General features: G+C 70.0%; 15 protein-coding genes. All 15 read right to left on the reverse strand.

Annotated elements, in window-relative coordinates:
* Positions 1–3 precede the first annotated feature (3 nt).
* The 15 genes from WI697_RS03795 to WI697_RS03865 all read right to left on the reverse strand — a co-directional run bounded on the left by WI697_RS03795 (position 4) and on the right by WI697_RS03865 (position 19,080).
* Complete coding sequence (locus WI697_RS03795; RefSeq protein WP_345957430.1) at positions 4–1,164, reverse strand: CgeB family protein; 1,161 nt, start codon at positions 1,162–1,164, stop codon at positions 4–6.
* A complete protein-coding gene (locus WI697_RS03800; protein ID WP_345957431.1) occupies positions 1,161–2,255 on the reverse strand; it encodes a CgeB family protein in 1,095 nt (364 codons plus the stop codon). Before WI697_RS03800 ends, WI697_RS03795 begins: the two co-directional genes overlap by 4 nt.
* On the reverse strand, positions 2,252–3,415 hold the full coding sequence (locus WI697_RS03805; protein WP_345957432.1) for a CgeB family protein: 1,164 nt from the start codon (positions 3,413–3,415) through the stop codon (positions 2,252–2,254). The genes WI697_RS03800 and WI697_RS03805 overlap by 4 nt, the downstream gene beginning before the upstream one ends.
* Positions 3,412–4,569: a glycosyltransferase family 4 protein gene (locus WI697_RS03810; protein ID WP_345957433.1), complete on the reverse strand. Its 1,158-nt coding sequence runs from the start codon at positions 4,567–4,569 to the stop codon at positions 3,412–3,414. The genes WI697_RS03805 and WI697_RS03810 overlap by 4 nt, the downstream gene beginning before the upstream one ends.
* Positions 4,557–5,855: a TIGR04295 family B12-binding domain-containing radical SAM protein gene (locus WI697_RS03815; RefSeq protein WP_345957434.1), complete on the reverse strand. Its 1,299-nt coding sequence runs from the start codon at positions 5,853–5,855 to the stop codon at positions 4,557–4,559. The genes WI697_RS03810 and WI697_RS03815 overlap by 13 nt, the downstream gene beginning before the upstream one ends.
* Positions 5,852–7,909, reverse strand: a complete 2,058-nt coding sequence (locus WI697_RS03820) for an NAD-dependent epimerase/dehydratase family protein (RefSeq protein ID WP_345957435.1) — start codon at positions 7,907–7,909, stop codon at positions 5,852–5,854. The genes WI697_RS03815 and WI697_RS03820 overlap by 4 nt, the downstream gene beginning before the upstream one ends.
* Positions 7,906–9,024, reverse strand: coding sequence for an NAD-dependent epimerase/dehydratase family protein (locus tag WI697_RS03825; RefSeq protein ID WP_345957436.1), 1,119 nt, complete (start codon positions 9,022–9,024; stop codon positions 7,906–7,908). The genes WI697_RS03820 and WI697_RS03825 overlap by 4 nt, the downstream gene beginning before the upstream one ends.
* A gap of 189 nt (positions 9,025–9,213) precedes the next feature.
* Positions 9,214–9,801, reverse strand: a complete 588-nt coding sequence (locus tag WI697_RS03830; RefSeq protein ID WP_062762315.1) for a sigma-70 family RNA polymerase sigma factor — start codon at positions 9,799–9,801, stop codon at positions 9,214–9,216.
* A 681-nt stretch (positions 9,802–10,482) separates the two neighbouring features.
* On the reverse strand, positions 10,483–10,932 hold the full coding sequence (locus tag WI697_RS03835) for a hypothetical protein (protein WP_345957437.1): 450 nt from the start codon (positions 10,930–10,932) through the stop codon (positions 10,483–10,485).
* A gap of 36 nt (positions 10,933–10,968) precedes the next feature.
* Complete coding sequence (locus WI697_RS03840) at positions 10,969–12,093, reverse strand: c-type cytochrome (RefSeq protein WP_345957438.1); 1,125 nt, start codon at positions 12,091–12,093, stop codon at positions 10,969–10,971.
* Entirely contained in the window at positions 12,090–12,755 is a 666-nt protein-coding gene (locus tag WI697_RS03845) for a cytochrome c oxidase assembly protein (protein ID WP_345957439.1), read from the reverse strand. Before WI697_RS03845 ends, WI697_RS03840 begins: the two co-directional genes overlap by 4 nt.
* Positions 12,752–13,114 (reverse strand): transmembrane prediction, encoded by a 363-nt coding sequence (locus WI697_RS03850; RefSeq protein WP_345957440.1) that lies wholly within the window; start codon positions 13,112–13,114, stop codon positions 12,752–12,754. Before WI697_RS03850 ends, WI697_RS03845 begins: the two co-directional genes overlap by 4 nt.
* 13 nt (positions 13,115–13,127) lie before the next feature.
* A complete protein-coding gene (gene ctaD / locus WI697_RS03855; protein ID WP_345957441.1) occupies positions 13,128–15,647 on the reverse strand; it encodes a cytochrome c oxidase subunit I in 2,520 nt (839 codons plus the stop codon).
* Positions 15,644–16,687: a cytochrome c oxidase subunit II gene (coxB, locus tag WI697_RS03860; RefSeq protein ID WP_345957442.1), complete on the reverse strand. Its 1,044-nt coding sequence runs from the start codon at positions 16,685–16,687 to the stop codon at positions 15,644–15,646. Before coxB ends, ctaD begins: the two co-directional genes overlap by 4 nt.
* Positions 16,688–16,692: 5 nt before the next feature.
* Positions 16,693–19,080, reverse strand: a complete 2,388-nt coding sequence (locus WI697_RS03865) for a glucose/quinate/shikimate family membrane-bound PQQ-dependent dehydrogenase (protein ID WP_345957443.1) — start codon at positions 19,078–19,080, stop codon at positions 16,693–16,695.
* Positions 19,081–19,251: the final 171 nt, after the last annotated feature.

Genomic DNA, 19,251 nt, shown 5'->3' on the forward strand with positions numbered 1-19,251 from the left:
TGATCAGGCAGGTGAATGCGCATCGTCTCCGGTCCTTTCGCGCTGCCCGGCCATGGTCTGCCCCTCCATGGCCTGGATGACGGGCGGGTGGGCCTCGTGGGTCCGCACCAGCCCTGCGATCAATTCGTCTGCCCGGTGCCGCCCGGTATGGGCGCCGAGCACCGCCGCACGCGCCGCGGCGGCGATGCGCGCGCGGGCCCGGGCGTCGATGGTGGTCAGCAGGCGCACCACCTCGTCGGTGGTGTCTGCGATCAGGATTGCGTCGCTCTCAGGGAAGATCGCCTCCAGCCCGGGCTGACGGTCGCTGATCACCGGCGTGCCGCAGGCGCCGGCCTCGAACAGCCGCACGCTGGGCGACCATCCGGTCGCCATCATCTCGGCCCGTGTGACCGACAGCGTGAAGGCCGATGCGGCATAGAAGGCGGGATGGTCGGCCGGGGCGACATGGTCCACCCGCTCGACATTGGCCGGCCAGGTGATGTCGTCCGGATATTGCGGCCCGGCCACGATGAAGCGCCGGTCGGGCAGGCGGCGGGCCGGCTCGATCAGCAGCCGCTCCAGCCCCGGCTGACGGTCGGGCGAATAGGTCCCCAGATAGCTGAGATCATAGAGCGGCCGCCCGCCCGCCGGGGCGTAACGGTCGGCATCCACCGCGCAATACAGCGGCAGCGCCCGGCGTGCGCCGTAATCGCGTTCCAGCCTGTCCAGCAGCGGGCCGCCGGTGAAGCTGAAATAGACGTCGAAAGCCGGGATCAGCATCCGCGACAGCCAGCTGCACTGGTCCTCGTCCAGCCGGGCGAGTGTGACCGGCGTGTCGATGTCGTAAAAGCCGACCGGCCCGCCGGCGATGGTCATCACCCGGCGGATCACCTCGATCCCGTCGGGTACGTAAGACCCGATCAGCACCGCATCGGCCCCCGCGATCAGCGCGCGATGCGTGGTCTCCAGCTCGGCCGGGCGGTCGTAGAAGACCAGCCGGCAGAAATCCGGGTCGGCCAGGTCGCGCTGGGTGGCGTACCAGGGCACGTCGCGCTCCAGAAAGGTGACGCGATGGCCGCGGGCATGGAGGCCGCGGATCAGCGCCCGGAAGGTGGTGGCATGGCCGTTGCCCCAGGACGAACTGAGCGAGAGGCCGAGAATGGTGATGTCGAGCGGGCGGGTCATGCGGCGCGTTCCCTGGCTTTCCGGTCGCTGAGCCGGCGGAGGATCTGGTCCACCTCGCGGCCGCGCCGGTCATAGGTGTGGTCCTGAACGATGCGGGCGCGGGCCCGGGCGCCGATGTCGGCCGCCCGTTCCGGCATCACCTGGCCCAGCCAGGCCAGCACGTCCCGGCCGTCCCCGGCCACCAGGATTTCGCGGCCCGGCTCGAAGAAGGTTTCGATGCCCGGCCAGTGGTCGGTGATCAGGCAGGCGCCGGCGGCGGCGGCCTCGAAGATCCGGGTGGGGGGCGAGAAACCGCGTTCGGCCATGCTGTCGCGGTTGACGTTCAGCACCATGCGCGGGGTCACGTTGAAGGCGTTGTGGTCTGCCGTACCGACATGGCCGATCGCGCGCACATTCTGCGGCAGCTCGTCCTGCACCCAGCCGGCACCGCCCAGGATCATCCGGCAACCAGGTGCCGCGGCCGCAGGTTCCAGGAAGAAGCGCCGCACCCGCGTTTCGCGGTCGGGCAGGCGGTTGCCGAGGAAGGCGAGATCGGCGGCGAAGCGCGGATCGGGCGCCACCGGATGATGGGTGTCCAGATCGACGGCATTGTAGACCGGCAGGCAGGCGCGGGCGCCGGCCCCGGTATAGTCGGCCACGACCCCCGGCCCGCCGCCATAGGTGAGCACGGCATCCAGCCCCGGCAGCGCCGCCGCCAGCACCCGTTCGCCGCCGGTCGCCATGGCGTGCAGCGTGGCGGGGGCGTCCACGTCCCAGAACAGCCGCAGGGCATCGGGCCGGGCGGCGGTCATCACCCGGTCGAGCAGCTCATCGTCATGCACGCCGACCCCGCTCGCCTTGATCACCACATCGGCTTTGGCGGCATGGGCGACCGCCATCTCCAGCCCTTGGGCATCGGGCTGCCAGACCACCACCCGGCACCAGGCCGGCGGGTCGATGTCGCGGCGTTCCTGGCGGCCGAAGGCGTCGGGCTCAAGAAACGTCACCTCGTGGCCAAGGCCCGAGAGCGCGCGGACGATGCCGCGGTAATAGGTGGCCGCCCCGTTCCAGTAGCTGGACAGGATGCTGGAGCCGTAAAAGGCGATCTTCATGAGGAAACGGCCTCCGCTTCGACGGACGTGACGTGCCCGGAATGGGGGGCGTGCCCGGAATGGTGGGCGTGTCCGGCGGTCATCCGGTCGACGATCCGGAACAGCTCGTCCACCCGGTGTTCGCAGCCATGGCGGGCAAGGATGGTCTCGCGGCCGTTCCGCGCCAGCTCCCGCGCCATCGCCGGGTCGTCGAGCACGGCCCGCATGGCGCGGCGCATGGCCGGGTCGTCCTCGACCCGAAGGTAGTCGGTGCCGGTGCGGAACAACCCCTCGCTGTCCTCCCAGGGGGCGCTGATCAGCGGGATGCCCGAGGCCAGCGCCTCGAACATGCGGATGGTCGGGATGCCGGGCAGCTCGCGCGCATAAAAGCGCCGGGGCACATGGATGGTCATCCGGTGGCGGGCGAAGGCTTCGGGCACGTCGGCATTGGCGATCCAGCCCGGCTGGTCGATGCCGGCGCGGGCCAGCGCCACCCGCGCCGGTTCGGGATAGCGCACCCCGTGGACGGTGGCCGACAGGCCGAGCGCGCGCACCGGCTCGACCAGAAATTCGTCCAGCTCCGCGCCGCGCTCGCCATCGCCCCAATTGCCGATCCAGACCAGATCGCGGCTGCGCGGGATCTGCGGATGGGGTTTGAACAGGGTCAGATCCGCCGCCTCGTGCCAGACATGGACCTGATCGGCCCAGCCATGGCGGCGCCAGGTTTCGGCCAGCACGGCGCCGAAGGCCAGCACGCCGTCATAGCCGTTCAGATCCAGCGCCGCCATCTCTTCGGGGGCGGAAACCGCGCGGTGATGGGTGTCGTGGAACAGCAGCAGGAAGGGCGCGCCCCGGGCCCGCATCCGGCCCAGCCTGCGGACCAGCGCCGGGTCGGTCCATTCGTGGACCAGCACCAGCCCGGCGCCGTCGAGTGCCGCCTCGATCTCTTCGAAACCGCGATAATCGATGCGGTCGATATCGGGGAAGCGGCGGGCGAAGCCCGGGGCCGGATCCTCGCCGATCGCCTCGGCCAGGTTCGACCGGCTCCACCCGCCCACCGGTTCCAGCGCCACCGCCTGGTGGCCGCGCGCGGCCAGCGCTCTCAGGATGCCGCGCTGGAAATGGGCGTTGCCGTGGTTCCAGCACGAGACCACCGAATGGGTGAACATGACGACCTTCATGGCACGGCGTCTCCTCTGTCGGCGGTGTGGCGGGCAAGCACGCGGCCATAGACGGCGAGCATCGCGTCGGCCTGGCGGGCATGGGAAAAGCTGGCGGCCCGCGTGGTGGCCAGCAGGCCCATGCGGCCCAGGGCCGCCGGGTCGCGGACCAGCCCGTCGAGCGCGTCGCGCACCGCTTGCGGGTCGTGCGGGTCGACGAAACAGGCGCAGTCGTCCCAAAGCTCGCGATGGGTGGGGATGTCGGACAGCACCAGCGCCGCACCGGCGCCGGCCGCTTCCAGCACCGACAGACCGAAGGGTTCATACAGCGCCAGCGAGACGAAGATCGCGGCCTCGGCCATGCGGGCGCGGAGGGCGCGATGGGGCAGGCTGCCCAGATGGGTGACATGGACGGGGCATGGGGCCCCCCTTCCCGACCCCGAACTTCCTGGCCCCTCCAGCGGGCCGGCGATCTCCACCGGCCAGAGCGCGCCCTCGGCGGCGGCATCCAGAACGGTCAGGTTCTTGGCCGGATCCCACCAGCGGGCGGCGGCAAGCGCCACCTGCCGCTTCCGGCCCGCCATCACCGGCACGGCGGCATTGGGCACCACCGCCAGATCGGGCAGCGCGCCATAGATCGCGGTCATGGCGGCGGCGAAGGCGTGGCTGGGGCTGATCACCGCATCGGCCGCCGCCAGGCCCCGGGCGGTTGCCGCACCATGCCAGGCGAGGTTGAGCGGCGGGGTCTCGCCCCGCACCGCCTGCCACCAGGTCGACAGGCAGGAATGGGCGGCGGCGATGCGGGGAAGCTGCGCGGGCAGGAAGGGCAGCAGCGGCGGGTTGTTGACCTGCACCAGATCGGCGCCCGCGGCGGTGACCGCGGCGGCGAGCGCCCGGCCGCTGTCGGCCAGGGCCTCGGGCCCCTCGACCTGCCAGTCGAGCGGCCGGTCGATCCAGTCCAGGGCGACACCCGCCTCACAGGCCTCGTCGCGCTGCGCCTCGGACGGGCGGGGGCCGAGGCCGATCAGCAGGGGCTCCACCACCTGCGGCGCCTCATCGGCCACCGCCAGCGCCCGGCCCTTCAGCGTGCCGGCCAGGTCGAGCGCATAGCGCCACACACCCCCCACCGCATCGGTCGTGATCACCAGGGTGAGCGGCGGGCTCAGCGTCCGCATGCCGCCTCCAGCCGGTCGAGGGGCACCGGGCGTTCGTCCTGAATGTCGCTGAACCGGTCGAAGGCCGCCAGATAATGCTCATGCGCGCGTTCCCAGGCCCGGTCGTCGGGGCGGCCCCACAGCGCGTGGTATTGCGGCGAGGCGGGATAGGGATAAAGCGGCACGGGATCATTGGCCCAGACGCCATGGGCCTGAACATGGGCGCGCCAGGCGGCGATGTCGTCGGGGTCGTCTTCCGGCGTGCCGATCAGATTGGCCTGGACGAAGGGCACATGGCGGCGGGCCTCGATCAGCAGCGCGGTCAGCTCGTCGGTGCCGATCCGGCAGCGCTTGGCCAGGGCGTCGCGGCCGGCGACGGTCAGGCTTTCGACGCCCGCCTCGATCGACACGCAGCCCGCCCGGCCCAGCAGGTCCAGCATGTCGGGCTTCCAGAGGTCGATGCGGGTCTGGATGCCGAAGCGCAGATCGCGCGCGACCAGCGCCTCCAGCAGCGGCTTCTGCGGCAGGAAGATCTCGTCGATGAAATAGACGTAAGTGACGCCCTGGTCGATCAGCCGGTCGATTTCCGCCAGCACCAGATCCAGCCGGCGGCGGCGATAGCCGTCGCGGAAATCCAGCTTGGCGCAGAAGCTGCAGGCATAGGGGCAGCCGCGCGACGCCTCCACCTCGGCCCCGGGGCCGTCGGGGGCGGCGTCGAAGCGGTGGTGGTGATGGTCGTGGCGCTGCAGCCATTCGGTCGGCCAGTGCAGCGCCGGCAGATCCTTGAAGCCGCCGATATGCGGGCCGCCATTGACCAGGGTGTCGCCGCCGGTCCGCCAGGCGGTGGCGGGCACGCGACGCATGGCCTCCAGCCCGGGCGCGGCGGCGAGGCTGACGATCACCTCTTCGCATTCGCCCATCACCACCGCATCGGCGGTCAGCTTGCGCAGCGTCGCCCCCGGGGTGGACGAGCCATGGGGCCCGACCGCGATCCGGATACCGCCGCAGCCGCCCAGGCGGTTGAGGAAGGCGGCCGGCACCCGCAATTCGGGCGGCGCACAGCGCCAGAACAGATAGCTGGGCGCGGTGGTGACCACGGTCATGGCCGGTGCGAAGGCGGCGACGCGGGCCACCGCCGCGGCCTCGTCCAGCCCTTCGAGATGGGCGTCGATCAGCAGCACCTCGTGGCCGGCCTCGGTCAGCAGCGCGCGGGCATAGCCCAGTTCCAGCGGCAGATGCGGCTCGCGGCAGCCGAAATAGATGCTGCCGTCGAAGCTCCAGGGCGGGTTGACGAGTGCGATCTTCATGCGGTGAGACTCCAATCCGCCGGTGCGGTGGCATCGGTGCCGGCGATGCCTTCCGCGACCAGCCAGTCATGCAGGTGTTTCAGCCCTGCCGCCCAGTCGATCCGGCGCTGCCAGCCGGTTTCGGCCTCCAGCCGGCGGGTATCGGCCACGAACCACAGCTGGTCGCCGGTGCGCGGCCGGTCGTGTTCGAGGGTGACGGGACGGCCGGTCAGGCGCCGGATCGCGTCCAGCACCGTGGTCAGGCTGACGGCATTGGCGGGGCCGCCGCCCAGGTTGAAGGCGCGGCCGGCCAGGCGGTCGATGTTGCCGCGCACCGCCAGATAGGCGGCGACGGCATCATGGACATGCAGCACGTCGCGCACCTGAAAACCGTCGCCGAACAGGGTGATCGCCTCGCCCTTCAGTGCCCGGATCAGGAAATGGGCGACCCAGCCCTGATCCTCGGTGCCGAACTGGCGCGGGCCGTAGATGCAGCTCATCCTGAGCACCGCGGTCTTCAGGCCGAACGAGGCGGCATAGTCCAGCACATACTGATCGGCCGCGCCCTTGGAACAGCCGTAAGGTGTCGCGAGGTCGAGCGGCCGGTCCTCGCCGATGCCGAAGCGGCGCAGCCCCGGATCGGCCGGCAGATGGCCGGCCGGGGTCAGCTCCGTCGCCACATCGCCCAGATGGCCATAGACCTTGTTGGTGCTGGCGAAGACCAGCGGCGGCGGCACCGGGCGCGCGCGCAGCGCCTCCAGCAGATGCAGCGTGCCGCCGGCATTGATGGCGAAATCCTCGACCGGCGCCACCAGGCTTTCGGTCACCGCCACCTGGGCCGCCAGATGAAACACCGAGGCGGCATCGCCTGCGGCATCCCCCAGGGCATCCAGATCGCGGATATCGGCGGCATGCAGCGTCACCCGGTCGCCATGGCGGGCGCGCAGCCAGTCGACATTGGAGGCGACGCCCGGCCTCGACAAATTGTCGAAGAGCAGAACTTCCTCGCCTTTCGCGAGCAGGGCATCGGCCAGATTGGCGCCGATGAACCCGGCGCCGCCGGTGATCAGCACCGGGGCGGCGGCACGCTGCGATACCGCCCCCGCCTCGCGGGTGGTGGCGATCTTGCGGCGCACCGCTTCCACCCCGCCCCGGCGCAGCAGCCGGGCCAGCAGCTTGTCGCGGCCGCGGGTGTCGAGCACGCCCATGTGATAGTGGCGGATGTCGAAGCCGCGGCCTTCCTGGATGGCGGTTTCGGCCGGCAGGTCCTGCAGCGCATACCAGTAAAGCCGGTCGGCCGGGGCATCCAGCGCATCCAGGAAGCGGCGGGCCTGTTCGCGCTGATCATGGCGCCAGGTCGAATAGCCGGCCTCGGTGATCCAGATCTGGGCGTCGGGGCGGTAGCGGTCCAGCAGCGTGCGCAGCTGGCCGACATGCGCCTCCCAGCCGCCCCAGACCCCCGCCTCGCTGTCCCAGGTGCCGGGGAAACCGTGCAGGCCCACGGCCGAGACGGTGCCCAGGATGCCGCGTTCGCCCATCAGCTCCAGCCAGGCCATGTCGAAGGGGCAGGGCCCCCCCAGCACCACCGGCCAGCCGCGCTTTTCCGCCCACCAGGCGGCGGCGCCGATCATCTCGCAGAAGATCGACCAGTCGCGATCCACCCGCCAGTCCCAGTCGAGCAGGTTGTTGGGTTCGTTCCAAAGCTCGATCCGCGGGAAATGGCGGCCGTGGCGGGTCAGGACATGGTCGACGAAATCGGCCAGATCCCGCGGCCGCCGCGGCGGGCCCGAGGCGGTGCCGGTGACCGAGAGCGAGGGCGGGGTATAGTGGATGCAGGGCAGCACCTCCACCCGGGCGGCCAGCGTCGGCAGCAGCCAGTCGTACCAGTCCTGGCCGCCCTCGGCGTGATAATCGGCCCAGGAGAGATGGGTTCTGAGCCACGACACCCCCATCGCCGCCATATGGTCCAGGCAGGCATGGACGCGGTCGTGATCGCCCGGGCGAAACCATTCGGTCAGCCCGAAGGCGGGGCTGGCAGGCAGGGGTTTGCGGTCGAGGTGGGGAAGGGCCGTCATACCACCAGCCCCCGCGTCTCCAGCTCGCGCCGGGCATCGGCGACGCGGTCGGCCGCCTGCTGGGTGGACACCCAGCGCACCAGTTCGAACACCGTGTCTTCCAGCGGCAATTGCGGCTCGAAGCCGAGACGGGTGCGGGCATGGGTGATGTCGGCGATGCAGTGGCGCACGTCGCCGACCCGCGATTTCTGCAGGATTTCGGGGGCCAGATCGTCGCGATCCATGGCGCGCGCCAGCAGGCGCGCCACGCCTGACACGGTATAGACCCGGCCGCTTGCGATGTTGAACACCTCGCCGCCGATGCCGGGGGTTTCCAGCGCCAGGCGGAAGGCGCGGGCGACGTCGCGGACATGGACGAAATCGCGCTGCTGCGCGCCGTCTTCGAACACCAGCGGCGGCTGGCCGTTGAGCAGCCGGCCGGCGAAGATCGCCAGCACCCCGGTATAGGGGTTGGACAGCATCTGCCCGGGGCCGAAGGTGTTGAACAGCCGGAGCGCCACGGCATCGATGCCATAGGCGGCGCCCAGCATCAGGGTCAGCCGTTCCTGATCGTATTTGGTGAGGGCATAGACCGAATTGAGGTCGGGGCGCTTGCTCTCGGGCGTCGGCGCCGGCACGAGCGGCCGGCCGTCGGGTGCCACAGGATCCCAGCGGCCGGCCTTCACCTCGTCCGCCACCCGGCGGACGTCATCCACCGCAGCGCCATCCCCGGCCGTGCGGTACAGCCCCTCGCCGTAAATGCTCATCGACGAGGCGACGATCAGGCGGCGGATGTCCGCCTTGACCAGATGCTGCATCAGCACCGCGGTGCCGAAGCTGTTGACCGACACATAGCGGTCGATCTCGTACATGCTCTGACCGACACCGACATCGGCGGCCAGATTGATCACCGCATCCACGCCCTCCAGCGTGCGGGCGACCAGATCGGCATCACGGATGTCGCCCCGCACGAACGCGACCGCAGGCGGCAGGCCGCCATCCGGGGACGGATCGGGGCCATGCGCCTGGTCGATCAGGCTGTCCAGCACGCGGACACGATGCCCGGCGCCGAGCAGTTCGGTGCAGACGTGGCGGCCGATGAAACCGGCGCCACCGGTGACGAGGACTGTACTCATGCGGCAACTTCCCGGAGGTCGTCTTCCCTGAAGGGCCGGACCGTCTGGCCCGGTGTCTGACCATCAACCGGCCGGGGAAGAAAAGGTTGCCTCTGAGGAAGATGCCGTTGAAGACGAAGCCGTCAGGTGGAGAAGAAGAGGAAGATGCCGCGGGCGCCCTCAGGCGCCGAGCCCTCAGGTGTGGGGCCCTCAGGCGTCGGGCCGCGCCGGCCGCCGGTCGGTGTCGTCCGCAGCGATACGGCTGCGACGGCTGCCACCGGTGATGTCGTCAAGGAAGTCGTGTTCGTCCTCGCTGTCGAGCAGGCGGAGCAGGGCCGTGCGGGCCCGGCTGACCCGGCTCTTGATCGTGCCGAGGGCGCAGCCGCAGATCTCTGCGGCCTCTTCGTAACTCATGCCGCCGCCACCCACGAGCATCAGTGCCTCGCGCTGATCGGCGGGAAGCTTGCGGACGGCCTCTTCGACCATGCGCAGCTTCATCGACCATTCCTGGGCCGGCTTGACATGCACGCCGGGCAGATCCTCCACCACCAGCACGGGTTCACGCTGCTGCTTGTGATAAAGGGTATAGAAGGTGTTGCGCTGGATGGTGAACAGCCAGGCGCGAAGGTTGGTGCCGGCGGTGAACTGCCCGGCATTGGCGATCGCCTTCATCAGCGTTTCCTGAACCAGATCATCCGCTTCGCACGGATTCCTGGTCAGCGATCGGGCGAAGGCGCGCAGGGACGGGATCAAGGCAACGATTTCATCCTGAACGACCTGTTGGTGATGTTCCATCATGCGTGGCCCCTGTCCATTGTCATCGGGTCCGTGGCGGGTATCGGCTGTAGCGGGTCTGGGTGTCGGCGAAACCGGCTGGTGCCTCCGCTCCAGGGTGGGGCTCGCAGAAGGCGTAACGCGACCGGTTTCGGCGCCGCGACCCGAATGGGCGGCGCGACCGGATGCGGCCTCCCTGCCGCCGGCCTGGAGTGGATCAGTCTGCGCGCCGTGCTGTGGCATCCGTATGTCCTCCCTGTTTCAACGGGTGGTCGCGGATCGTGGCGTGGTCATGACCCGAATTTGCGTGGCATTTCAGGCAAAAGGAGCCGATCTGCACCGGTTCCTCCGCCCCTCCCGGTCTGCGGTACATCCTTCTGCAAAATGCGAGGATATTCACCGCAGCGGCGTGGAGGAATTGACCCACTCAGGAACCTTAATGCGGCCGCGGTAAGGATTCTTTAATCTAGTTTAACCGTTCCCGTGGTCACATGTGGCGTTTCACGAATTGTTGATGTGGTTGATATCACGGGATTTTCCCAGGCCGCCCTCCCGGGGGCCCCAAATCGGGCGCAGCGGAGCGACGGGCGGGCGGGGTGCGGTTCGCCCGCAGATTGAGGGTTCGTGCCCGCCTCGGGGCAGGGGCTTCGGCCAGATGAGAATGACAATTGCAATCGGCCACGATGTGGTTGCCCGAGGTGCTGTTCACCGCACCAACAGTTCCACGGCCACGATCATGCCCATAAATATAATCGTAATGACACCAATCAGATAAAGCCCGCGCGGCAACCGCCGCGGCTGGCCGCCGGGGGAGGGTTCCAACCGGTCGCCGTCCAGCCCGGGGGCCGAAACCGGATGATGAACCGTCTCCGCCGCCGCCGCGGCCGCAACATCCGCCGCCCTGGGCGGCGTACCCGCCGCCTCGTCATCGGTGCCGAGCGGTGCTGCGGCGGGGTCGACCACCGGCACCTTGTCGCCCGTCTGCCCCCGATCGATCCGGTCGCGCAGCTCCGCACTGGTCGGCGGCGCATCCGGCCGCACCGGAGGCAGATCCCCCGGCGCCGGCGCAATCGGCGCCGGATGCTCGCCCGAGGGCCGGGTGTCGCGCGGGTCGCGCGCGCGGTTTCTGGCTTCGGTGTCGCGCGGGTCGGTCATGATGTCATATCTCCGCAGACGGGGGCTCCTCGCCCGTCAATCCGCTGCGGGGGCGGCTGTTCCGCCGGGGAGCGTGTCACGATATCCGCGCCCCTTCTCCCCCCGCGCCAGCGCCGCCGCGACGGCCCTTATGTCCGCATCCGACAGGCCGCTGGCGGCGCGGGTCATCACCTCGGCGCGGGGGCCGCCGCCGCGGGTGCCGGCGCGCCAGAGGTGGAGCTGGCCCGCGAGATAGCCGGCATCCTGGCCGGCGAGGCGGGGAATGCCGGGTTTGGGCTCGGCGCCGCCCGGGCCGTGGCAGGCGCTGCAGGCGGGCACGCGGGCCTCAGGCATGCCGTCGGCGATGATCGCGGCACCCCGGGCCGGCTCTGCCGGACCGGCAGGGGCGGCGGGGTCCGGTTCCGGTCGCCGGCCGGCATAGTGGCGGGCGAGGCGGGCGATCATGTCGTCGTCGAGGCCGGCGGTGGCGACCTGCATGATGCCGCCGGCGCGGCGGCCGTCGCGGAAATCGGTCAGTGTCGCCGCCAGATAATCGGCCCGCTGGCCGCCGATCACCGGCACCGCGCCGCCATCGGACCCGCCATCCATGCCATGGCAGGCGACGCAGCCGGCCCGGGCGGGCAGGCTGTCGCCGGCCTCCGCCGTGGCGGCACGGCCGGAAAGCTGCGCATAATCGGCCGCGTCCATCTGCGGCAGGGCGCGCAGGAAGGCGACCATCGCCCAGACCTCGTCGTCGCGCGCCGGCGCCGGCCAGGCGGGCATGCCGCTGAATTTGATGCCATGGCCGACGATGCGGAACAGCTCGGCCGGCCTCCAGGCCGATGCGGCGTGGCCAAGCCCGGGCGGGCGCGGGGTCATGTTGAAGGGTAGCGGCCCTGCGGTCGCGCCCGGTGCGCCATGGCAGAAGCGGCAGGCGGTTTCGAAATGGCCGGCGGCGCGGCGCACCAGCACCGGGTCGTCGACCTCGGCGGGCGTTTCGACGAACAGCGCATCGGTGCGCACGGAATTCTGCATCACCCAATGCAGGAACCAGGCGGTGATCCGCCAATGGCCCGAACTGGCGGTGACCGGCATCAGCCCGGCCCAGAGCGCCACCAGCGCCGCGGCGGCCAGCCCGCCCAGGCCGTAGAGCAGGTGGCGCAGACGGATCCTGCGGTTCATGGCATGGTCCCCTCACCCTGGCTGTCGCGGAACAGCCGCGCCATCAGCGCCACCCCGCCGATCAGATAGGCGAGCCCGCCGCCAAGCAGCATGATCACGCCCCCGGCCTGCTGGTCGGCGATCAGCTGCGCCGGATCGACCCCGGTGCCGTGCAGCCCGGCAAGGCCGTGGATGTAGAGCGGCCGGCCGGCGAAGGCGATCAGCGCGCCCAGCAGGGTCATGTGCATCGAGGTCAGCAACAGGCCGACGGTGCCGAGGGCGGCACGGCGGGACCGGCCATCCGTCTCACCGCCCGCCAGACCATGGCCGAGACAGGCGGTCCAGACCCAGAGCCCGACGATCAGGAAGCTCAGCTGTTCGGCGGCATGGGCGACGGGATCGGTGCGGGCGGCGGCATGCAGGGCCGGCAGGTGCCAGCCCCAGACCGTCACCAGCTCCGCCGCCGAGGCGATCAGCGGCCCGAAGATCAGGGGGTGGCGCTCCGACAGGTCGAAGCGCGTGCCGGCGATGCCGGCGGCGAGCAGCGGCGCCACCACCGCGACCAGGCCCATATGCACCGCCATATGGGCGGCGAAATCCTGCTGCGAGGCCCGCATCAGCGGCCCGCCCCAGAGCAGCGCCAGCAGGATGAGGCCCAAGACCACCAGCACCCGGCGCATCATCGGCAATCCGGGATGAACACGGCCGGCAGGCTGGTGAAGATCACCGCCACGAAGCTCAACGCCGCGACCAGGAAGGTGGCCGCCCCCATCTGGCGCATGCGGGCGCCCCGGGTCGGGTCGTCATGGGGGGGCGTGTCGGCGGTGAAGCCGGTATGGCGGTGGGCGGCGCGGGCCGCCAGCGCGATGAAGACCAGCGCCGCCGCGGTGGCGGCCGCGATCACCAGCCGCACGCTGCCCGGATCCCAGCCCTTGGCGCAGGCGATGGCGGCCAGGATATAGGCGGTCAGGAAATGCAGCGCCCAGACCGTGGGCGGGGCGAGCAGGGTGACGATGGTGGCGCGGTCGGGTCGGGTCAGCATGGATGGCTCTCCCTCAGCCGCTCGCCAGCGGGAACAGGCCGATCACCGCCATGGTGACGGCCAGCGTGACCCCGGCGAAATGCCAGTAGAGCGTGACGTTCTGGATGTCGATGTCATGGACCGGCGTCATGTGGCCGGCAAGGCTGCGGGCCAGGCAGTAGAGCTGCATCAGTACGCCCGCCGCCAGATGCAGCGCGGTCCAGATCACCAGCACCCAGACGGTCGCGTCATAGACATGGACAACGGGATCGAGGCCGGTGGTCAGGATGGCGGCGGCCCCGGCGGCGATGGATGCGATGGTGAGCCCGGCGCCGGCCATCAGCGCCAGCCGGGCCATTGCCACCCGGCCGGTCCGGTTAGCATGGCGGGCGGCCAGCACCGCCGCCCAGGCGGCAAGCCCGGTTGCCGCCGCGATCGCAGGCCAGACGAGCCCCGGGCCGGTCGCCTGGGGCGGCGGGAATTCGGCATGGATGGTCCAGTAGAAGAAATAGCCGAAGATCAGGCTGATGAAGGCGGTGGCATCGCCGACCATGGTGATGCACATCGCCCACCACCCCACCGAGCGCGGCCCCGAGGCATAGAGTGGCAGGGTCAGCCCGCGGCCGGCATCCATGGTGGCCGCCTCGGGCGGGCGGGCGGTGCCGGTCCAGAGCCAGCCCAGGATCACGCCGATGCCGATGATCCCGCCGGCCGCCGCCAGCCACCACCATTCGAAGGTGGCGGCGATGAAGCAGGTGCCGATGAAGATGGCGGCGGCGAGCGGGCGGAAGGAATTGGCCGGCAGGCGCTGCACCTGTTCAGGCGTCGCATCCAGCACGCCGGTGATCAGGGTCTCGCGCTTGCCCGCGGCGGCATCGGGCAGATAGCCCTGGCCCCGGTCCATCTCGTCGAGCACGCCCGGCTGATCCCAGAGGGGATAGCGGCTGGAGATCTGCGGCACCGAACGCACGCCCCAATTCTCGTCGGTGGTCTCGACCGTCCATTCCAGCGTGCCGGCATTCCAGGGATTGCGCGGCGCGGGCGGGCCGTGGCGCAGGGCGCGGACCACATCCACCACCACTACAAGTACCCCGATTGCCATAATATAGGCACCAAAGGTCGAAATCAGATTCAGCCAGTCCCAGCCATGGCCGGCGGGATAGGTGAAGACCCGCCGCGGCATGCCGCGCAGCCCGGTGAAATGCATCGGCAGGAAGGTGATGTTGAAGCCGGTGAAGATCAGCCAGAAGGCCCATGTGCCGAGCCGGGCCGACAGCATGCGCTTCGTGGCGAAGGGGAAGAAGTAATAGAGCCCGGCGATCAGCGGCAGCAGCATGCCGCCGATCAGGGTGTAGTGCAGATGGGCGACGACGAAATGGGTGTCGTGGGCCTGCCAGTCGAAGGGGGCCAGCGCCACCATCACCCCGGTCAGCCCGCCGAAGACGAAGACCGCGAGCGCGCCGGCGGCGAACAGCATCGGCACCGAAAAGATCACCCGGCCGGTGGCCATGGTGGCGATGAACACGAAGATCTGCACGCCGGTCGGGATCGCCACCGCTTCCGACGCCGCCGAGAAGAAGCCCAGCGACAGCGCCGGCAGGCCGGTGGTGTACATGTGATGGGCCCAGAGCCCGAAGCTGAGGAAGCCGGTGCCGACGGCGGCCAGCACGATCCAGCCATAGCCGGTGATCGGCACCTGAGAGAAGGTCGGCACGATCATCGCCATCAGCGCGATCGAGGGCAGGAAGATGATGTAGACTTCCGGGTGACCGAAGATCCAGAACAGATGCTGCCACAGCACCGGGTCGCCGCCGCGGTCGGGGTCGAAGAACGGCCAGTCGAACATCCTTTGCAGTTCGAACAGGATGTCGCCGGCGATCAGCGGCGGGAAGGCGAACAGGATCATCCCGGCCACGATCAGCACATACCAGCAATAAAGCGGCATCAGATGGATGCGCATGCCCGGCGGCCGGCATTTCAGCACGCCGACGATCAGCTCCACCGCCGCCGCGATCGAGGCGACCTCGATGAAGGACAGGCCGAGCAGCCAGATATCGGCGCCGATCCCGGCCAGATCCTTGTTGGTGGCGAGCGACGGGTACATGAACCAGCCGCTGGCCGGTGCGGCGTCGAAAAAGATCGAGCCGGCGACGAAGCTTCCCCCGATCAGGAAGCACCAGAAGCCGAAGGCCGACAGCCGGGGAAAGGGCAGGTCGCGCGCCGCCAGCATCTGCGGCAGCAGCAGAATGGCCACCGCTTCAAAGATCGGCACGGCGAAGAGGAACATCATCATCGTGCCGTGCAGGGTGAAGGCCTGGTTGTAGAATTCCGGGCTGACCAGGTCGTTCTGCGGCACCGCCAGCTGGGCGCGGACGATCAGCGCCAGCACGCCCGCGAACAGGAAGAAGCCGAACGAGGTGACGATGTACCAGATGCCGACCTCGGTATTGTTCACCGCCGACCAGTAGCGCCAGCCCCGGGGCGTGGCCCAGACCTTGCGCAGACGCGCCGCCTGTGCCTCGGCAAGCGTATCGCGGGAGAGATCGTCACTCATTGCAATCCCTCCAGATAGGCGGCCAGGGCCGAGAGGTCGTCATCGCCGATGCCGCCATAGGCGGGCATCAGCACGCCGGGCTTGACCGTGGCGGTCGCCCGGATGAAATCGGCGATATGGGGGCCCGTGTTGGGCAGGATGCCGGCGCCGATGCTGTGCCGGCTGCCCAGATGGGTGAGATCGGGGCCGATCGTGCCCCGGTGCCCGGTGCCGCGGATGCTGTGGCAGGCGCCGCAGCCCTGCTCGTCGAACACCCGGGCTCCGCGCGCCGCCGCACTGCCCGGGGCGGGCGGGGCGGCATCCCGGCCTTCGGCGGCCAGCCAGCGGGCGAAATCTTCCGCCGGCATCACCTCGGCGGTGAAGGCCATCAGCGTGTGGCCGGTGCCGCAGAATTCGGCGCAGGCGCCGCGATAGAGGCCGGGCTTCACCGGCTTCAGCAGCTGGCGGGTCACGCGGCCGGGGATCATGTCGGTCTTGCCGGCGATCGCGGGGATCCAGAAGGAATGGATCACGTCGGGGCTGGTCAGCTCCAGCTCCACCACGGCACCGGCGGGCAGGCGCAGCTCGTTGGCCGAAACCACCGGCGGGCCGCCTTCGGGCAGATAGGTCACCCGCCACCAGAACTGTTCGCCCTGCACCCGGATTTTCAGATCGCCGCCGCCGGCCCGCAATTCCGGCATCAGCCTGAGACCATGGGCAAGCAGCAGGGTCAGCACGAGCGTGGGAAAGACGGCACCGGCGCCGATGATGAACCATTGCGCCCGCTTCTGGCTGACCGGCGGGCCCTTGCGGCGGGCGGTGGCGATGGCGGTGGCCATCACGCCGGTCCAGATCACGGCGGCACCGGCCAGCATGATCCAGAACAGCTCCGCGACCCGGTCGGCGGCTTCGCCGGCGGGGTCGAGCGTCGATTGCATGCCTGAGCAGCCGGCGAGTGCGGCGCCCGTGGCGGCGATGGCCCAGCCCCGCGCGGATCTGCGGGCGGCCGGGGCGCCCCGTCCGGGCGTCACGGCTCCGGGCGTCACGGCTCCGAGCGTCACGGCGGTCAGCCTCCCTCGCCGCCGCCGCCGCCGGCGGCGGGCGGCAGGGCATAGGCGATGATCGCATCCCCCGCCTTTGTCCCCAGCGAGCCATGGCCGCCGGCCACCACCAGCAGATATTGCCGGCCGTCGGGGCCCTGATAGGACATCGGCGTCGCCTGGCCGCCGGCCGGCAGCCGGTCTTCCCAGAGCCTCTGGCCGGTTTCCAGGTCGAAGCCGCGAACGTAATAATCGATATTGCCGCTCATGAAGGCGACCCCGCCGGCGGTGACCAGCGGCCCGCCCAGATCGGGCACGCCCATTTCGAAGGGCAGCGGCACCGGGGCGCGGTCGCGGACCGTGCCGTTCAGATGCATCCAGGCGATGTCGCCGGTGCGCAGATCCGCCGCGGCGACATAGCCCCAGGGCGGCGCCTGGCAGGGCAGGCCAAGCACGGGCGAGAGCATCGGGCCGATATCGACCGCGAAGGGCGCGCCGAAATTCTCGTTGAGCCCCGGCTCGCCATCCGAGACATAGGTCCGGTCGTCGTCGCTGCGCCGGATCAGCCGGATGACGAAGGCGAGATAAGAGGGGGTGGCCACCACCACCTGCCGTTCCGGATCGACCGCGACGCCGCCCCAGTTGAACACGCCGAAATTGCCCGGATAGACCAGCGTGCCCCGTTCCGAAGGCGGGGTATAGGCACCCCGATAGTCCAGGCTGCGATAGCGGATCCGGCAGGCCAGCTGATCGAACATGGTGGCGCCCCACATATCGGCCTCGGCCAGCGGGGGCGGCCGGAACGACAGGGCGGAGGCGGGCTGTGTGGGGGCGGCATAATCGCCCTCTGCCGCCCCTTGAGCGGCGGGTTCTTCGGTCACCGGCAGCACCGGTTCGCCGGTGCGGCGGTCGAGCACGAACAGATCGCCCTGTTTGGTGGGCTGAACCAGCGCCGGAACGGGGCCATTGGGCATATCGAGATCCACCAGTGTCGGCTGGGCCGGCACGTCGCGGTCCCAGAGATCGTGATGCACGGTCTGGAACACCCAGCGCACCCGGCCGCTCGCCAGATCCAGCGCCGTCACCGATGACGAAAACCGCTCCGCAGCCTCGGACCGACGGCCGCCCCACTGGTCGGGCGGCTGGTTGCCGATCGGCAGATAGACCAGCCCCAGCTCTTCATCGACCGATGCTACCGACCAGACATTGGGCGAATTGGCGGTATAGCTGGCGCCCTCTGCCAGAGGTTCGGTCGCCTCGGGATTGCCGGTGTCGAAATTCCACACCAGCGCGCCGGTTTCGATGTCATAGGCCCTGACCACGCCCGACGGCTCGGTCACCGAGACATTGTCGTTCACGGCGCCGCCGACGATCAGCAGATTGCGGGTCACCACCGGCGGCGAGGTCGAATAATAGAAGCCCGGCTCGACATTTGGCATGCCGCGCCAGAGGTCGATCTCGCCATTGTCGCCGAACCCGGTGCAGACCCGGCCGGTGGCGGCATCCAGCGCGATGAGCCGGGCATCGGCCGTGGGCATGAAGATCCGCCGCGCGCAGGGCGTCGCGGGATCCGCGCCCTCGCGGGCATGATACGACACGCCCCGGCAGGTGAGGTGCTGACGGTTGATGTTGTCGGGCACCCGGGGGTCGAAGCGCCAGCGCTCCCGGCCGGTGCCGGCATCCAGCGCGATGACGTAATTATGCGGCGTGCACAGATAGAGCGTGTCGTCGACCTTGAGCGGCGTGACCTGATAGGTGGTCTCGACCGGATCGCCCGGCCGGCGCATGTCGCCGGTGTGATAGGTCCAGGCGACCTCCAGCCGGTCGACATTGCGGGGGGTGATCTCGCCGAGCGGGCTGTAGCGCTGCCCCGCCGCGGTGCGGCCATAGGCGTGCCACTCGCCCGCCGGAACGCCGCCCTCGTCGGGCGCCAGCTCCGCCACCCGCTCCATGGACAGCCTGCCCGAAATGCCGTGAGAGGGGGTGGCCATCGCGATCCCCGCCACCACCACCGCCAGCACCAGCGATGCCGCCAGCGGCAGGCCGCCGGGGGCAAGGCTGTGCGTGCCCAGCCGCCGGGTGATCCAGGGCATCCAGAGCCAGAGGCCCAGCAGCACGATCACATCGCCGCGCGGCGCCAGCTGCCACCAGTCGAAACCCACTTCGACCAGCGCCCAGATCAGCGTGCCGGCCACGATCGCCGCATAGACATGCAGCGCGGCCGTCCGCCGCCGGTACAGCAGCCAGGCGGTGACCAGGAAGCCCAGCCCGGCCGCGAGGTAATACCACGACCCGCCGATCGCCCCCAGCCAGCCGCCGGCGCCGATCAGCCCCAGCGCGATCAGCAGGAACAGAACAGCCGTGGCCGTGATCAGCCAGGATCGGGTGCGTGTCTGAGGCGTCGGCTCGGCCATGGGGTTCCCTCCGCGTCGAACTGCCGGCCTGAAGGGAACGCCGGAAACGCGCCGGGGTTCCATTCGGCCGCACAGCCCTTGCCCCGCGCCGCCCTCTCCCTTAATTTCCAAAGAACGGCTTGGAATAACGCTTTGGCATGATCCCGAAAGGGCGAGGACGCGGGTGACCGA

The organism is Tistrella mobilis (assembly GCF_039634785.1).
In the GTDB taxonomy this organism is placed as follows: domain Bacteria; phylum Pseudomonadota; class Alphaproteobacteria; order Tistrellales; family Tistrellaceae; genus Tistrella; species Tistrella mobilis.

Bases quoted from the DNA above. Each gene is read 5' to 3' on its own strand.
- WI697_RS03835 (WP_345957437.1), bottom strand. From the start codon at position 10,932: ATGACCGACCCGCGCGACACCGAAGCCAGAAACCGCGCGCGCGACCCG.
- WI697_RS03825 (WP_345957436.1), bottom strand. From the start codon at position 9,024: ATGAGTACAGTCCTCGTCACCGGTGGCGCCGGTTTCATCGGCCGCCAC.
- ctaD (WP_345957441.1), bottom strand. From the start codon at position 15,647: ATGAGTGACGATCTCTCCCGCGATACGCTTGCCGAGGCACAGGCGGCG.
- WI697_RS03820 (WP_345957435.1), bottom strand. From the start codon at position 7,909: ATGACGGCCCTTCCCCACCTCGACCGCAAACCCCTGCCTGCCAGCCCC.
- WI697_RS03850 (WP_345957440.1), bottom strand. From the start codon at position 13,114: ATGCTGACCCGACCCGACCGCGCCACCATCGTCACCCTGCTCGCCCCG.
- WI697_RS03805 (WP_345957432.1), bottom strand. From the start codon at position 3,415: ATGAAGGTCGTCATGTTCACCCATTCGGTGGTCTCGTGCTGGAACCAC.
- WI697_RS03845 (WP_345957439.1), bottom strand. From the start codon at position 12,755: ATGATGCGCCGGGTGCTGGTGGTCTTGGGCCTCATCCTGCTGGCGCTG.
- WI697_RS03800 (WP_345957431.1), bottom strand. From the start codon at position 2,255: ATGAAGATCGCCTTTTACGGCTCCAGCATCCTGTCCAGCTACTGGAAC.
- WI697_RS03830 (WP_062762315.1), bottom strand. From the start codon at position 9,801: ATGATGGAACATCACCAACAGGTCGTTCAGGATGAAATCGTTGCCTTG.
- WI697_RS03840 (WP_345957438.1), bottom strand. From the start codon at position 12,093: ATGAACCGCAGGATCCGTCTGCGCCACCTGCTCTACGGCCTGGGCGGG.
- WI697_RS03815 (WP_345957434.1), bottom strand. From the start codon at position 5,855: ATGAAGATCGCACTCGTCAACCCGCCCTGGAGCTTCGACGGCAGCATC.
- WI697_RS03810 (WP_345957433.1), bottom strand. From the start codon at position 4,569: ATGCGGACGCTGAGCCCGCCGCTCACCCTGGTGATCACGACCGATGCG.
- WI697_RS03795 (WP_345957430.1), bottom strand. From the start codon at position 1,164: ATGACCCGCCCGCTCGACATCACCATTCTCGGCCTCTCGCTCAGTTCG.
- WI697_RS03865 (WP_345957443.1), bottom strand. From the start codon at position 19,080: ATGGCCGAGCCGACGCCTCAGACACGCACCCGATCCTGGCTGATCACG.